The organism is Nostoc sp. DedSLP04, from assembly GCF_034530775.1.
Lineage (GTDB): Bacteria > Cyanobacteriota > Cyanobacteriia > Cyanobacteriales > Nostocaceae > Nostoc.
The window spans coordinates 177,052-191,819 of record NZ_JAVRCL010000005.1 but is presented as its reverse complement, the minus strand read 5'-3'; the positions used below and the strand labels follow the sequence as shown (position 1 = coordinate 191,819).

General features: G+C 39.8%; 13 protein-coding genes. 5 read left to right on the top strand and 8 right to left on the bottom strand.

The window, feature by feature from the left end; genetic code table 11:
• Positions 1 to 261 precede the first annotated feature (261 nt).
• On the top strand, positions 262 to 1,239 hold the full coding sequence (locus RMX89_RS04970) for a carbohydrate kinase (protein ID WP_322671341.1): 978 nt from the start codon (positions 262 to 264) through the stop codon (positions 1,237 to 1,239).
• Positions 1,240 to 1,758: 519 nt separating this feature from the next.
• Positions 1,759 to 2,190, top strand: a complete 432-nt coding sequence (locus RMX89_RS04965; RefSeq protein WP_292816760.1) for a DUF6006 family protein — start codon at positions 1,759 to 1,761, stop codon at positions 2,188 to 2,190.
• A 230-nt stretch (positions 2,191 to 2,420) separates the two neighbouring features.
• On the opposite strand, the gene RMX89_RS04960 is transcribed toward RMX89_RS04965, so the two are convergent.
• On the bottom strand, positions 2,421 to 3,098 hold the full coding sequence (locus RMX89_RS04960) for a polysaccharide deacetylase family protein (protein WP_322688137.1): 678 nt from the start codon (positions 3,096 to 3,098) through the stop codon (positions 2,421 to 2,423).
• Between the two features lie 380 nt (positions 3,099 to 3,478).
• Here RMX89_RS04960 and RMX89_RS04955 point away from each other — a divergent pair, with 380 nt between their 5' ends.
• From RMX89_RS04955 to RMX89_RS04945, 3 genes are all read left to right on the top strand, one after another.
• Positions 3,479 to 4,849, top strand: a complete 1,371-nt coding sequence (locus RMX89_RS04955; RefSeq protein ID WP_322688136.1) for a calcium-binding protein — start codon at positions 3,479 to 3,481, stop codon at positions 4,847 to 4,849.
• Between the two features lie 231 nt (positions 4,850 to 5,080).
• Entirely contained in the window at positions 5,081 to 5,977 is an 897-nt protein-coding gene (locus RMX89_RS04950; protein WP_322688135.1) for an RnfABCDGE type electron transport complex subunit D, read from the top strand.
• 26 nt (positions 5,978 to 6,003) lie between these two features.
• Positions 6,004 to 7,377: a DUF2330 domain-containing protein gene (locus RMX89_RS04945; RefSeq protein WP_322688134.1), complete on the top strand. Its 1,374-nt coding sequence runs from the start codon at positions 6,004 to 6,006 to the stop codon at positions 7,375 to 7,377.
• Between the two features lie 213 nt (positions 7,378 to 7,590).
• Here the strand turns inward: RMX89_RS04945 and RMX89_RS04940 are convergent, their stop codons facing one another.
• From RMX89_RS04940 to RMX89_RS04910, 7 genes are all read right to left on the bottom strand, one after another.
• Entirely contained in the window at positions 7,591 to 8,880 is a 1,290-nt protein-coding gene (locus RMX89_RS04940; protein ID WP_322688133.1) for an MFS transporter, read from the bottom strand.
• Between the two features lie 11 nt (positions 8,881 to 8,891).
• Positions 8,892 to 9,812 carry a phosphatidylserine decarboxylase gene (locus tag RMX89_RS04935; RefSeq protein ID WP_322688132.1) on the bottom strand — a complete coding sequence of 307 codons (921 nt, stop codon included), beginning with the start codon at positions 9,810 to 9,812 and terminating at the stop codon, positions 8,892 to 8,894.
• 6 nt (positions 9,813 to 9,818) lie between these two features.
• Positions 9,819 to 10,454 carry a CDP-alcohol phosphatidyltransferase family protein gene (locus tag RMX89_RS04930; RefSeq protein WP_322688131.1) on the bottom strand — a complete coding sequence of 212 codons (636 nt, stop codon included), beginning with the start codon at positions 10,452 to 10,454 and terminating at the stop codon, positions 9,819 to 9,821.
• 161 nt (positions 10,455 to 10,615) lie between these two features.
• Positions 10,616 to 11,533 (bottom strand): phosphatidate cytidylyltransferase, encoded by a 918-nt coding sequence (locus tag RMX89_RS04925; RefSeq protein ID WP_322688130.1) that lies wholly within the window; start codon positions 11,531 to 11,533, stop codon positions 10,616 to 10,618.
• Between the two features lie 8 nt (positions 11,534 to 11,541).
• On the bottom strand, positions 11,542 to 12,351 hold the full coding sequence (locus tag RMX89_RS04920; RefSeq protein WP_322688129.1) for an SDR family oxidoreductase: 810 nt from the start codon (positions 12,349 to 12,351) through the stop codon (positions 11,542 to 11,544).
• Positions 12,348 to 14,081 (bottom strand): FAD-binding oxidoreductase, encoded by a 1,734-nt coding sequence (locus RMX89_RS04915; protein ID WP_322688128.1) that lies wholly within the window; start codon positions 14,079 to 14,081, stop codon positions 12,348 to 12,350. The genes RMX89_RS04920 and RMX89_RS04915 overlap by 4 nt, the downstream gene beginning before the upstream one ends.
• Positions 14,062 to 14,766 (bottom strand): lysophospholipid acyltransferase family protein, encoded by a 705-nt coding sequence (locus RMX89_RS04910; RefSeq protein WP_322688127.1) that lies wholly within the window; start codon positions 14,764 to 14,766, stop codon positions 14,062 to 14,064. The genes RMX89_RS04915 and RMX89_RS04910 overlap by 20 nt, the downstream gene beginning before the upstream one ends.
• Between the last annotated feature and the right edge of the window lie 2 nt (positions 14,767 to 14,768).

Here is a 14,768-nt window from a genome sequence, read left to right as displayed (position 1 = left end):
TGTCAATATTTTCTTTGGATTTCAAGCTGCTAAAAATATAAACCACGCGAAATATCATGTAATAAATATAGCTTATTTTGATAAATATATTGTCTAAGCACTGAGATAAAGTAAGCGAGATTAGAAGCACATACACGCTATAAGAGTAGTAAAAATTGCTATTTAATTCTATGAAGGACTGGCGACAGATTAGCAAAAACTATTGTAGATTTTATACTGTAAATTCATAATCCTACATCAAAATCTAAAATTGAAAATGAGATGAGCAATCCCCGTGTTTTGTGCCTTGGTGAAATTTTGTTTGATTGTTTAGCCGATCAATTAGGGCTAAAGTTGGAAGAAGTGAAATCTTGGACTCCCTACCCAGGAGGGGCACCAGCTAATGTAGCCTGTGCTTTAGTCAAGCTGGGAATGTCAGCAGGATTTATCGGTGCTGTTGGCGAAGATGAGCCAGGAAATGCACTGGTCAAGCTATTACAAGATGTAGGTGTAGAGACTACGGGAGTACAACGCCATCCCACAGCACCAACGCGGCAAGTTTATGTTACACGGGATCTGGCTGGCGATCGCACGTTTGCCGGATTTGGTCAGTACGATACCGCAGAATTTGCCGATACTCGCCTGCAAGCTAAACAATTGTCAGATTCGCTGTTTCAAGAAGCAGATTTTCTGGTTTTGGGTACTTTGGAATTAGCCTATCCTGAAAGTGAAGCGGCAATTCACCGTGCTTTAGAGTTAGCAGAACATTACGACTTAAAAATTGTGCTGGATGTTAACTGGCGTCCTGTATTTTGGAAAGAGCCAAACATCGCCCATCAAAAAATTCCAGAATTATTTAAGCGAGTTGATTTCCTCAAACTCTCCAAAGAAGAAGCTGAATGGCTATTTGAAACCGCAGATCCTGGAGCCATTACTTACCGTCTAGCTTCGATTGAGGGGGTATTGGTGACAGATGGGGAAAACGGCTGCACTTATTGTCTGGGTGAGAACGAAGGCAAATTACCCTCGTTTTCTATCCCTGTAGTTGATACAACTGGCGCAGGAGATAGCTTTTTGGCAGGATTCATCCATCAACTGAGTAAGTATGGTATCCACAGCTTGCGAGATGCAGAAACAGCAAAACGCATTGTCACTTATGCCAGCGCTGTTGGGGCACTGACTACTATTAAACCAGGTGCGATCGCTTCTCAACCTACTGCTGCTGAAGTCGAAGCTTTTCTCGCCACACATCAACTCTAGGAACTAGCATAAGCCACTGGGATATCAGCATTTAGTAGCTGATACTCCCGACTAGAAAATGTAAAAAAATCTTCATACCATTCTGCGGTCATATTAAACAATAAACGCAGTTGGAGAAGTTTTGATATTAGGTTAATGCATTCAATTTTTACTTTTAGAAGTTCTGAATTATCCTCAGTGTATGAGAGCAATGCACTCAGGTCAGATAGATTTTGAGATTAGTTAGATAAATACTGGATAATTCAGAATTACGGAGTAAAACACGCTTTATACCTGCGTAACAGACGAATCGTTGTGTACCTCACTTTCCTTGAAATCTGCTGTATAACAGTTCACCCGTTTGTAATTGATTAATCCGTTCGGTTGTACAAACAGGAAGGTGTCGCAGTCTATGCACAAAAAACATTGAATCTTTACACTTTCACGATCTGCATAAATAGTAATACTGGTATCTATAAGTGAATAGAAAGTGTAAGTGAATAGAAAGCATAGATTAGCTTAAGGAATTGGTGAAGCATTATGAAAAACATCACAAAATGGCTTTTGGGCTTGGCGATTGTTCCTGCAAGTTTGGTATTGGCATCTAGTCATGTTAAAGCCAGTCAAATTGCTGGTGAGTGGTTCTTTGGTCTTTGGGATTGTAATATTGACGGTAGACCAGCGAAAATGCAGTGGAAAGTAGTCGATGACCCACAAACTAGTTGTAACGGTGATGTTTGTTCTACTACTTCTGGTGTGCGTCTCGTCGGGCGGTTTAGTGATAACGGTAGTGCGTGGGTTCCTCTAGGAAAACGTTTTTCCAGCAGACAAAAACAGGATTTAGGTATTCGTTATTTAGGTGCAGAACAAGATAACTGGTATCTCAAATATAACAGTCGTACTAAAATAGCAGATGGTTGGACGACATGGCGGGGTAAGCGCTATCCACTACAATGTCGTAATCGCAGATAAACATTTGCTATGCAAAATATGTAAATAAGCGATCGCTAAGTTTGAGTAATAAACACGCCAGTACCACACTTTTATTTAACTTGACAGGCTAATACTTTAACGTGAGTTCGATGAACCTCTCCCACGGGGAAAGGGAGGAGCAATGAAAAATTAGGGTTTTGGCTCCCCTCTCCGTGTCGGAGAGGGGTTGGGGGAGAGGTCAAAAAAGGGCTTGTCGGACTCACGTTACTTTAGTTAGCCTGAGTTTGCTGCCATAGAGTATCAACAGTTACAAACTCATAACCTTGTTGTAGCAGTTGTGGAATGAGAATTTGAATTGTGGCAGCAACATCTTCTCCACCGCAAGCACCATCGTGCAAAACAATTATTGAACCATTTTTGACCTGCTGCATAATTCGCTCTACCACAGTAGTTACACCTGGACGCACCCAGTCTTCTGGTACAACGCTCCACATAACTGGGCGGTAATTCCACTGAGAAAACAATTTTAAAGTAGCAGGTGTAAAGAAACCATTAGGCGGGCGGACATCTCGCACTTCTTCAGGTTGCAGGTTGCAGGCATTGTAAATGGCAGCTTGGGTTTTTTCTAAACTGTCCTTCAGGTCATTTGGGGAAAGCATGGGAAAAGAGCGATGATCGTAGCCATGCAACCCGATCCAGTGTCCGCGATCGCTAACGGCTTTAGCAATAGCTGGTGAACGGTTGACGCAAACACCCAACCAAAAAAAACTCGCTGTAATCTTGTAACGGTCTAACACTGCCAAGACTTCGGGTGTGTATTCAGGATGTGGCCCATCATCGAATGTGAGTGCGATCGTTTTAGAACCGGGATTTCCAGCCCAAAGGCAGTTGGGAAAACTCGGCTGGAGAATGCGGTAGAAAATTGGAAAGAGGGGAGCTAGCTGCATAAAGTTTTTTCTTTTTTCCGTAATCTTGCGTAACTACACTGATTACTTAATATGATGATGTCAAGCGCGATTCGGACGCTTAACAGTCTTATATCTAAAACTTACACGCTGTACAAATGGACAGTTATATGAATTAGCACTTATTGTAATGTTAGTGAGTTTTTCCCTTGTTCCTATTTCCAAGTTGGAAATGTAGTTTCCATCACAATCTATTCCTAGCTAGCTGACTCAACTTATTTTTTAGTTGTCAGCTCAACAGGAAATATCGTAGTCACAGAAGTAGGGCGGAAAAGAAAATTACAGCTTTTTCATATAATTGTCTTTTTAGCAAATTGTAAGTCCTGATATTAACAATTACTCTTTATTCAGGATAAACTCTCATGGCAATTAATTTTTCCGGAACTAATGGCAATGATGTTATCTTCGGCAGTAGTGACAACGATACCCTCAGAGGCTTGGATGGTGATGACAAACTGTTTGGTGGTAATGGCGATGACTTCATAGATGGTGGCTTTGGCTTTGACACCATTGATGGTGGTGCTGGAACTGATACCACATCTTACGCTTTCTTCTCTGGCCCCATTGATGCCAATCTCTCTAGTGGTGTAGTCAAGTTTCCGGGAAATTCTCCTCTCACGGATAAATTAGTCAGCATTGAGAATTTAATCGGTACAGCTGGCAACGATACGATTGTTGGTAATGATGCCAATAATGTTCTCAGCGGTGGAGCAGGTAATGACTTCATCGATGGTGGCTTTGGCTTTGACACCATTGATGGTGGTGCTGGAACTGATACCACATCTTACGCTTTCTTCTCTGGCCCCATTGATGCCAATCTCTCTAGTGGTGTAGTCAAGTTTCCGGGAAATTCTCCTCTCACGGATAAATTAGTCAGCATTGAGAATTTAATCGGTACAGCTGGCAACGATACGATTGTTGGTAATGATGCCAATAATGTTCTCAGCGGTGGAGCAGGTAATGACTTCATCGATGGTGGCTTTGGCTTTGACACCATTGATGGTGGTGCTGGAACTGATACCACATCTTACGCTTTCTTCTCTGGCCCCATTGATGCCAATCTCTCTAGTGGTGTAGTCAAGTTTCCGGGAAATTCTCCTCTCACGGATAAATTAGTCAGCATTGAGAATTTAATCGGTACAGCTGGCAACGATACGATTGTTGGTAATGATGCCAATAATGTTCTCAGCGGTGGAGCAGGTAATGACTTCATCGATGGTGGCTTTGGCTTTGACACCATTGATGGTGGTGCTGGAACTGATACCACATCTTACGCTTTCTTCTCTGGCCCCATTGATGCCAATCTCTCTAGTGGTGTAGTCAAGTTTCCGGGAAATTCTCCTCTCACAGATAAATTAGTCAGCATTGAGAATTTAATTGGTACAGTTGGCAACGATACAATTGTTGGTAATGATGCCAATAATGTTCTCAGCGGTGGAGCGGGTAATGACTTCATCGTTGGTGGTTATGGCACTGACGTACTCACAGGTGGTGCTGGCGCAGATAAGTTTGTCTTCAATAGCAAATTTGAAGGTATCGATATCATCAAAGACTTCGAGTGGAAAGAGGGTGACAAAATCCAGATTTCCAAGTCTGCATTTGGTGCTAGCTCTAACAACCAGTTCAGCTACAACAGCACTAATGGTGACTTATTCTTCGCAGGGTATCAATTCGCCACCATTGAGAACAAGCCTTCTTTATTCTCAGTTAATCTGGATGTTGTGCTGGTATAAATCTTTTCCTTTTATTCCATATCTTCATACTTCGGTGAATTAACTTGAAGAAGGTAGAGATGCGATCGCATCCCTACCTTTTTTGGCGATCTTTAAGTTCAAACAGCAGAGCGATCGCTTTGGTCTGTCAATGCTTTATTTTGTAACAAAATCTGTAACAGCAATGCCATTTTACTTAGTACTCGTCTAAATTGATGAGAAATCTACGGGATATCCCTGAATAAAAGGGTAATGTTGCTCAAAGATATACGAGATTATCAAATTCTATTTCTCGGCTTATTTCTAGTCTTGGGAATCGGTACACGAGATTGGACGTTGCGACCAGAGTTGATTGGGGTAGCGATCGCCACAAGTCTAGCAACTCAATGGATATTGTCATTAGTCACTTGTACTGAGCGTAGTCGAAGTATTAGTCATTGGTCATTAGCAAATGACAAAGGACAAAGCCTAAATCTTCGCAGTGCTTTAATTACCTCACTGGGACTGAGTTTACTGTTGCGGGCTGACCACTGGACAACAATGGCAATAGCCGCAGCAATTGCGATCGCCAGCAAATTTATCTTCCGAGTCGGCGATAAGCATTTCTTCAATCCTGCCAATTTTGGCATTATATCTGCCTTGATTCTCACCCCCGATGCTTGGGTTTCGCCGGGACAATGGGGTGAAGAGTGGTGGTATGGGCTATTATTTCTCGGTACTGGCGGCATGATTTTGCAGCGCATCGGTCGCTGGGACACCACAGCAGCTTTTTTGGGTTCTTACTCTTTGCTAGAGGCGATTCGCAATTTCTGGCTGGGTTGGACTTGGGATGTTTATTGGCATCGATTGATGAGTGGGTCTTTACTGCTGTTCGCCCTATTTATGATTACCGATCCGCGATCGATTCCCAATTCCCGAATTGGGCGTGTAGTTTGGGCAGTTTGCATCGCTGGATTAACTTTTATCCTACGAAATTATTTCTTTGTTTCCACAGCAGTTTTCTGGGCGCTATTTGCCCTTGCACCCTTGAGCATCCTCCTAGATGTTTTCTGGTTAGCCCCAAGATTTACTTGGCAAGAAAAAGATGAGGAAGCAGGGGAAGAACTTCACTCTTGTACAGACGCGATTCATCGCGTCTCTAGTCTCTAGCACTAAAAAAATAGAGGTATAAAATAATGAAATTTTTTCGGCTTTTAACACCATTATTGTTAGCAATTGTAGCTGTTTTATGCTTTGCTCCCGCAGCTTGGGCATTTTGTGGATTTTATGTAGCCAAAGCTGATACAAAACTGTATAACAAAGCTTCTCAAGTGGTTATAGCGCGGGATGGCGATCGCACTATCATGACAATGGCAAACGACTTTCAAGGCGAAGTCAAAGATTTTGCAATGGTAGTACCAGTGCCAACAGTGTTGCAAAAAGAACAAGTTCGCGTCACTGAACCCAAGATTATCGAGCGGCTAGATGCTTTTAGTGCGCCGCGATTGGTAGAATATTTCGACCCAGATCCTTGTGCCCCAGTTTACGATAGAGAATTATCAGCACCAGCGCCAGCAGCACCGAGAAGTGAGGCGGGGAATGCAAGGGGCGATGCTAGTTTGGGTGTGACGGTTGAAGCACGTTTTAACGTTGGCGAATACGACATTTTGATCCTCAGTGCGAAAGAATCTGGTGGATTGGAAACTTGGCTTAAACGCAATGGCTACAAAATCCCCAGAGGTGCGAAACAGTTACTTCAGCCTTATATTCGCTCCTCAATGAAATTCTTTGTTGCTAAAGTCAACTTAGATAAATTCGAGCAATCTGGCTACCAGTTTCTCCGTCCGCTACAAATTTCCTACCAATCACCTAAATTCATGCTGCCAATTCGTTTAGGCATGATCAATGCTACGACAGAGCAGGATTTAATTGTCTACATTCTCTCGCCCCAAGGACAGGCAGAAATCACTAACTATCGGACGGTAAAAATTCCCTCCGACGCGAACATTCCCTTATTTGTCAAAGATGAATTTGGTGAATTCTACAAATCCATGTTTCAAACTGTCTACACCAAAGAAGACAGGAAAGTTGGTTTTTTAGAATACGCTTGGGATATGGGTAGTTGCGATCCTTGTTCCGCCGAACCCCTGACTCCAGAAGAACTCAAGCAAGCAGGTGTATTTTGGCTAGATGATAATTCTACAAGTAATGTGCCAGTACCCCCTAGTTTTCGCCGTCCCTCTCCTAGAAGTAACGTCTTCATCTCTCGATTGCATGTTCGCTATACCCGCGACAAATTCCCTGAAGACTTGATATTTCAACAAACTGCCAACAGTGAATCTTTTCAAGGACGTTATGTTTTACAACATCCGTTCCAAGGAGAACTCAAATGTCAGGCTGGCAGACAATATAAGCAGTCTTTACCCAAACGTTTTGAACAAGAGGCGCAAACTCTAGCTAAACTAACCAACTGGAAAATCCAAGATATTCGCAACAAAATGAAGTTGAGTGTAGGTAATCTGCAATATTCTTGGTGGGAAAATGTCCTATCCTGGCTGGGATTATATTAAGGAGAGTGGGGAGTGGGGAGTGGGGAGTAAGATTAATTCAAAAAATACTCCTCACATAACCTCTTAGGGCGATGGAACTTATTCTAGCTGCATCCTAGCTCTTTTGTCGCTCCATCAGATGCCGCTTACGTCCCTTAATTTTTTTGTCAGGATCGAAACCACTTGTTTTGATACCATCGTTGCAGTTTCAACGCTTTGGCTATCCATGATTACCTAGACAGGTTTTACAAAATCGGGCAAGTCGTCTTCTACTCTGCGAATATAGGGATAGTTATAAGCGACAATTGTTGCCAGCATGACAAAAATTCCAACTAAATTAAATAACAAACCAATACCCCGTCCTGGGCCAACACCAATGAGTAGTCCAATACTGTTTGCTAGCAATCCATCTGGAAGTAGTAAAGGCTGAAATACATAGTCTGCTAAAGGGCCAGCCAAGAGATAAGCAAGGGGAAAAGCGGCCCAGGCGATCGCACCCCGCAAGGCAAAAACCCGACCTTGAACTTTCGGGTCAACCTTAACCTGCCAAATCGAATTATGAGAACTAATAATAATCGGAACGCTGAAAAAAGCAAAAAAAGCCGCAACAGTAATTAAGATTGCTGAAGGTTGCATACCAGCAACTAAAATCGATAAACCTAATATAAACTCAAAACATAAAACTGCATTAACTTTACGTTTAAAACCGCCCCATGTACTCATTAAAACTGCCCCAAATAACCAACCACTTCCACCGATGGAAAAAATTTGACCGAGGACTTTAGCATTAGCAAAGCTTAAAACCATTGGAGTTATTAAAACTTGTACTAAACCAATAGTGAAGTCAGTAATAAAAAAGAATATCAGCAGCGTCAACAAACCAGGACGAGCTTTAATATAGTTCCAGCCTTCAACAATATTATCTAACAGTGAAGTCTGAGAATGTTGAATATATTGGGAACTGGAAACACTAGGAAAAGGGATTGTCAACAGGGTCAATAGAGCAACAATAAAGCTGATAAAATCAATTAAAATAACGCCGTAAATTTTAATTATATCTACCAATATCCCAGCTAAGATAGGAGATAATAATTGTCCCGCTCCTTGAGCAAGCTGAATCATGCCATTAGCACGACCAAAATGTTTTGGAGAAACAAAAAGAGTTGGGGTTGTATAATAGGCGGGTTGTTGAAATCCTTTGCAACCAGAACTGACTGCAACTGCTAAGTAAAGATGCCAGATTTGTAACCAATCTTGCCACATTAATAGAGCAATAGAAAGAGTACAAACAGCAGAAATACTATCACTGAAAATTATTAGCCAGCGTCGATTCCATCGGTCGGCGATCGCACCCCCAAAAGGAGCAAGAATAATATAGGGAAGTTCAGCACATACATACATCAAAGAAAATTGTACTGATGAACCAGTAGTCTGATACAACCACACTCCCAGCGCAAAGCTAGTCAATCCAGAGCCAATCAGAGAAATTAGCTGTCCAAACCAGATGAAAAGGAAAGTCCGCATTTTTCCATTCCTTAACTTTGAATTTGGTTTTTTTTTCCAATTTGATTACCAGCCTGAACGTAAACTTCAAGACCTTCTAGTGAATGTTGAATTAAATCGTCATCAAAACAAATAGTTCCAGGTTGGAACAACAGAACTAAAGTAGAACCGCCATACTGAAAATATCCTTTCTCTTGACCTTTATAAACTATGCCAGGAGTATAAGTTTGAATGATACTGCCAATAGTAAAAGCGCCTATCTCTATATAGGCGATTCTGCCAAAATTATCAGAAATAAATTCTGTTACCATTCTTTTATTGAGAGAAAAAATATTACATACTTTAGCAAGTGCAAGTGGATTAACGGAGTGATATTTTCCTTGAATATATTTTGCTGGTAACGCTTTTCCTGTATCAGAAAAATGGAATCGATGATAATCATAGGGAGCAAGACGCAGACAAAGTGCTGAACCTTGGCAATAGATTTGAGCTAATTTTTCACAGTTTAGTAATTCTGCGATCGTAACAGAAGAACTTTTCACAGGAATCTGAGTTTCTGCTGTCAATTTTGGATAAACTAAAATTCTACTATCTGCTGGAGCGCAAAATATATTTGACTCGGTAGTAAATACGCGAGCATTAGGTTTGAGTCTGCGTGAGAAAAAAGCATTAAAGCTGTGATAATTTTTCAGTGGCAATTCAGTCTCTTTAATATCAATTTGATACCGACGAACAAATTTATTAATTTGGCTTTTAGTCAAAGGTAAATCTTGATATTTGCCATAAAGCCAACAAAATGTCTTGTTATTAAGTAAATAGTTAAAAATTATAAATCCAAAATAATTTTCATATAATAAACGTAAAGTTTTTTCAGCAAATATCTGCTCATAAATAATTTCTCCTGTTTGACGTTCGAGGTAATAAATTTCAGTTTTCAGCGTTTTACTTGTCATTTATTCCTAGAAGTATATGCCTACAGTACTTACCCAACCATATACAGCCGTAAGTGCGATCGCGCCGAGAGCAAATATCCCATACCAAACGCCTCGCAGCTTGAGCATTTTAAAATTGCCTATCATTGCTAGAGCTAATAGTAGGTAAACACTATCTAAGATAAACTTCATTGTTTCATCAGGTAAAGCAAATCTAGCTGTAAATGCTAGGGGGATAAACAAAGCCGCGTAAGTCACAGGTAAGCCTGTATAATATTGTTCGCTTCCCTCATTCATTAAACCTGTAGTATTAAAGTATGCTAATCGCAAGGCGTTTGTTGCGAGATAAAATATTAGCACTGCAATAGATAATAAATCCTTCAATCCAAAGCAGTAAGCAAAAATTGCTGGAGCAAAACCAAACGAACAAACATCAACAATACTATCTAATTGCTTGCCAACTTCAGATTGTAATTCTGTGCGGGAAATTTTTTTAGCAACAAGACCATCAAATAAATCAATTATTCCTGCATACATCATGCAGATTACAGCTTCATTATAATGTCCATGTACTGCTAAAAAAACTGAGATTAAACTCAAAACTAATCCTGTTAAAGTTAAACTGTTAGCTAAATCAATTTGCCGTATAATTGGACTAAACATAGCGTTTTTGCAGATAATATAAAAAACTTATTTGATTACATTTTGTCAGGACGGGTTTAACGAAGATATTGCTAGAATACCCAGATTTCAGCGAAATAAGACCCGACAAGCAAATTTAATTATCTCCAGAAATACGGGAGATTCAGAAAACTATTAAAAGGTTAGTTTAAAGACTGTTTGCAATGCACAATAAAATAAAAAATTGGAATTGTAAACATTACACTATCAAACTTATCTAAAACTCCTCCAGTTACTGCTAAAACTTGACCAAAATCTTTAATTCCTGCTTCTCGCTTTAGCGAAGACGCAATCAAATCACCAGTTAATGCCATCAAAGCAACTCCTCCAGACAATAACAAAACTTGCCAAAGTCGCCATTCTGGTAACATGAAACTAAGACTCCAACCTAAAACAAGACAAGCTAGGAGTCCTCCAATAGTTCCTTCCCAGGTTTTATTAGGACTAATCCCAGGAATTAGAGGCGTTTTTCCTAATATTTTGCCAATTCCTTGAGAAAAACCATCATTAGTTAATACTAGTAAGATGAGTAGATTAAATTCTTGATAAGCAGAGTCGGCAAGTGTTAATAAGCTGGCTAAGGGGATAGTAATAAAAACTATGCCAAAAGCTGTAGTTAAAATACCGTGCATTGGGGGTGGATGACGCAGGATTAAAATTGGTAAAGCGATCGCCACCCAAAGAGCAACGATCGCGCTGCAAAAAATAGCAAAAACATTTCCCCAAACTCCGCCCACAATCCCAACAGTTCCCAATAGCTGCAACAGCACAGGTAAAGCGATCGCACCATATTTAATTTGCACAGTTTCTAGTAATTCCTGCCAGCCAAAATAGGCTAAGAACAAAGCAACAGGTAGTAATCCGTATTTTCCTAGCCCTGCCGCAGCAATTAAAATCAATCCAATGCCGATTAAGATAGCTAACTTGAGAGCATCATGTTTAACTTTGTCCGGGTCGCGTCGATAAATAATAGCGAAAATCATGAAAACTAGTAAAGCGATCGCTATTTCCCCCCCAGCAATAACAAGGGTTGGCAAAATTAACGGGTTGAAAATTTCCACAACTTCTCTCACTTCTTATAAGAAACTTTAATTTTGAACCTAGATATTATCCATAAAACCAAGCCTGGTAGATGCCGTTTCAGAAAAATAATTACCTTACTGTAATTGGCGATCGCTTTTTCCTTCTTCCGTTGAGAAATCGCTTGCACAATTTCTTTTGCTGCTTGTGACGGCGATATCAGCAACATTGACGGAATAGAATCTTGCCACTCTGGATGCCAAATACCTTGGTTATCTACCTGACGAATTTCAGTAGCAACGTAGCCAGGACAGATATGTATTATCGATACACCATCGGGCGCTAACTCCTGAGATAATGACTCGCATAAAGCCCGCAACGCAAATTTGCTCATGCTATAAGCAGAATCACCACTCAAAGCAATGTAACTTTTGACGCTACTAATAACAACTAATCTTCCCTGCGTTTTTTTCAGGTCATCTAAAGTAGCGTAAATTGTGTTGAGAACTCCAAAAATATTTGTTGCAAACAGCTTGCGGTAATCATCCACATTTAAGTCTGCCAATTTGCCTTTTAAAGACCAGCCTGCATTGGCAACAACGATATCAATCTTACCGAATTGACTTCGAGCAAGACTGACAGCTTTTTCTACTTCGCTATCTAAAGTTACATCGCAGGATATAGCTAGTACCCTCTGATTGCTGGGGTCAATCTCTGCGGCTATAGTTGCTAATCGTTCCGTCCGTCTCGCCAAAAGCACAACCTTTGCACCTTCACGGGCAAGTTCTTTGGCAACTTCTGCCCCAATTCCAGAGGAAGCCCCAGTAATCAACGCCACTAAACCATTAAACTGACTCATATAGTTTTAGCGTCTGCACAAAAATTGCCGATCCCAAAAATGTTTTGGGGATCGTTGGCTTGTTTGATTTCTTTAATCAATTCAATACTGTCAGATGACAAAGTATTTTTGATAAATTCTTGGCGACTTTTCCCAACACCATGATGATGAGAAATAGAACCACCATTTTCCATGATTGCTACTCTGATATAATGCTCTATTTGAAGAGAAATTATTTCTGGAGATTCAACTCCTTTACTATAAAAGCCAAACATAAAATATAAACAAACACCTGTATGATAAATTTGACTAATTCGGTAAGATAAATAAGGTTTTCCAGGTAAGTTAAACTTTTCATGCTGCTCTTTTAATGTCTGGTCAACAGCATGACAAACCTGGTGAATTTGACTCCAAGATACAGATGTTTCAAAACTTTCACCAAGAATAAAAAAACTAGCTAAAAAATCTCGCATATAGGCAATAGCATAAGTTAGCATATAGCCTCGTTGTCCGTTTTCTGCCCCCGATGCCAAGCCTTGAAATTTTTTAGCTAACGCATATATATTAGTTTGTTGATAAGCAATTTCTTGAGCAGATCCTTCCATAACAATAGTAGCTGCTACCATTTGATAGGGATTAAAGCCACGCAGCTTTAATAAATAAAACTTTTTGAGTTTATCAATCCAGCCTTTGATATTAGTTGGCTGTGGTTTGAGGGCTTGACCGAAGCGAAATTGATTATTATCTACCAAACGAATACTAGCTGGAACAAATCCGCTATGAGCTAAACTATATAAAAATCCTACTCCTAACTCGAAGTTAGGAAAAACGAGAGATCCATATTTTTTTACCTGCGGAATAGGATGAATTTTAATCACAGCTTTAGTAATTAATCCTAAGTTTCCCTCACTACCAAACAGGATATTTTGAATCTGCATTCCCATTGAAGCGCGGGAGATTGGTTGTATTTGCTCAATTGTACCTTTGGGAGTAATTAAAGTGATATTTTCTACAATTTGCTCAATATTACCATAGCGATTTTTCTTCATTCCACTCGCATTTGTAGAAATCCAACCCCCTAAAGTCGAAAACTCTAAACTATCAGGTTCGTGACCGCAAGTAAATCCATTTTTTCTTAACTGTTCCTCAAGCTGCTGACCTGTAATTCCTGCTTGTACACAAGCGCGGAGATTATCTCGATCTATCCATTCAATTTTATTCATCCGCCGCATATCTACAGAAACTACCATTCTTTTTTCATCTTCTGGTAGCTTTAAGGCGCAGCTAACATTAGTTCCACCACCAAAAGGAACAAGACAGATATTGTGTTCTATAGCAAGATTTATAATTTTTTGGGCATCTAACTCTGATTGGCAATAAAATACCATATCTACAGTTCGGTCTAATTTAGAGTAAAGAACTTTGTAAACTTCTTTAAAAGCACTTTGCCCATGACTGTGAAAAAGACGTTCTGGCTCGTCAAATGTGTATTGATTATTAGGAAATATATTTTCTATTTCTTGACAAAAATTTTTATTGATATTTAAAGGGTAAATAAATTTTTCTGTTATTTCTGGTTGCTGTTCATGGGGATTAATTTCAATACCTAATTGTTCTTCTATATGGGAAATAAAATAAGGCATTTTGTAGCCTGATAAATTATAGCGATCGCCTGTCAAAGTTACAGAGCGATCGTCATTGATGATAAACTGGGTATCGGCAAACCCCCATTTATGTCCCCAAGTTTCCATAATTCACTCCTCCTCTTAAATTGTCGTGCAGTTGTGCGATCGCTACATACACATCATTAATAATTTGTTGTTGAATTTGACGAGTGTCAAGTATATTTTGTTTAGTTTGATAATGCCTGAAGTCTAAAGGTAAGCCAAAACTCACATAAATTGGATGTCGTTTGGGAAAATGTTTACCTTTAGGCAATGCTTGATAAGTTCCATGAATATAGACAGGAATGACAGGAACGTTTAAATGCAGCACTAACAATCCTAATCCCAGTTTTAGGCGTTGAAGCTCACCCGTTATCGAGCGAGTTCCTTCTGGGAAAAACAGAATTACTTTGTGTTGTTCGACAATTTTTTGACAGGAACGCAGAGAATTTAAAAAATTACCTTTGCGTTCAAAGCAAATCATGTTGAAAAAATTCTGGCACATCCATGCTTTGAATGGTTGATTGAAAAAGTAGTCTTTTGCTGCCAAGCTGTAAACATTTTTAAAATGTTTGCCTTGGGCCGCTATCACTGCTGGGCCGTCAAGATGACTAACATGGTTAGCTGCAATTATATAAGCTCTATCCTGGGGAATATTTTCTAGTCCTTGACATTTAAGCTGAAACCAATGTTGGTAAAGCAATTTACCACTTATCCAAATGATATTTTGACCTATATTAACTAGCCAATTTAAAAGTTGATTTTCTGTCATTA

Coding starts and splice junctions, on each gene's coding strand:
- RMX89_RS04970 (WP_322671341.1), top strand. CDS start 262: ATGAGCAATCCCCGTGTTTTGTGCCTTGGTGAAATTTTGTTTGATTGT.
- RMX89_RS04965 (WP_292816760.1), top strand. CDS start 1,759: ATGAAAAACATCACAAAATGGCTTTTGGGCTTGGCGATTGTTCCTGCA.
- RMX89_RS04960 (WP_322688137.1), bottom strand. CDS start 3,098: ATGCAGCTAGCTCCCCTCTTTCCAATTTTCTACCGCATTCTCCAGCCG.
- RMX89_RS04955 (WP_322688136.1), top strand. CDS start 3,479: ATGGCAATTAATTTTTCCGGAACTAATGGCAATGATGTTATCTTCGGC.
- RMX89_RS04950 (WP_322688135.1), top strand. CDS start 5,081: ATGTTGCTCAAAGATATACGAGATTATCAAATTCTATTTCTCGGCTTA.
- RMX89_RS04945 (WP_322688134.1), top strand. CDS start 6,004: ATGAAATTTTTTCGGCTTTTAACACCATTATTGTTAGCAATTGTAGCT.
- RMX89_RS04940 (WP_322688133.1), bottom strand. CDS start 8,880: ATGCGGACTTTCCTTTTCATCTGGTTTGGACAGCTAATTTCTCTGATT.
- RMX89_RS04935 (WP_322688132.1), bottom strand. CDS start 9,812: ATGACAAGTAAAACGCTGAAAACTGAAATTTATTACCTCGAACGTCAA.
- RMX89_RS04930 (WP_322688131.1), bottom strand. CDS start 10,454: ATGTTTAGTCCAATTATACGGCAAATTGATTTAGCTAACAGTTTAACT.
- RMX89_RS04920 (WP_322688129.1), bottom strand. CDS start 12,351: ATGAGTCAGTTTAATGGTTTAGTGGCGTTGATTACTGGGGCTTCCTCT.
- RMX89_RS04915 (WP_322688128.1), bottom strand. CDS start 14,081: ATGGAAACTTGGGGACATAAATGGGGGTTTGCCGATACCCAGTTTATC.
- RMX89_RS04910 (WP_322688127.1), bottom strand. CDS start 14,766: ATGACAGAAAATCAACTTTTAAATTGGCTAGTTAATATAGGTCAAAAT.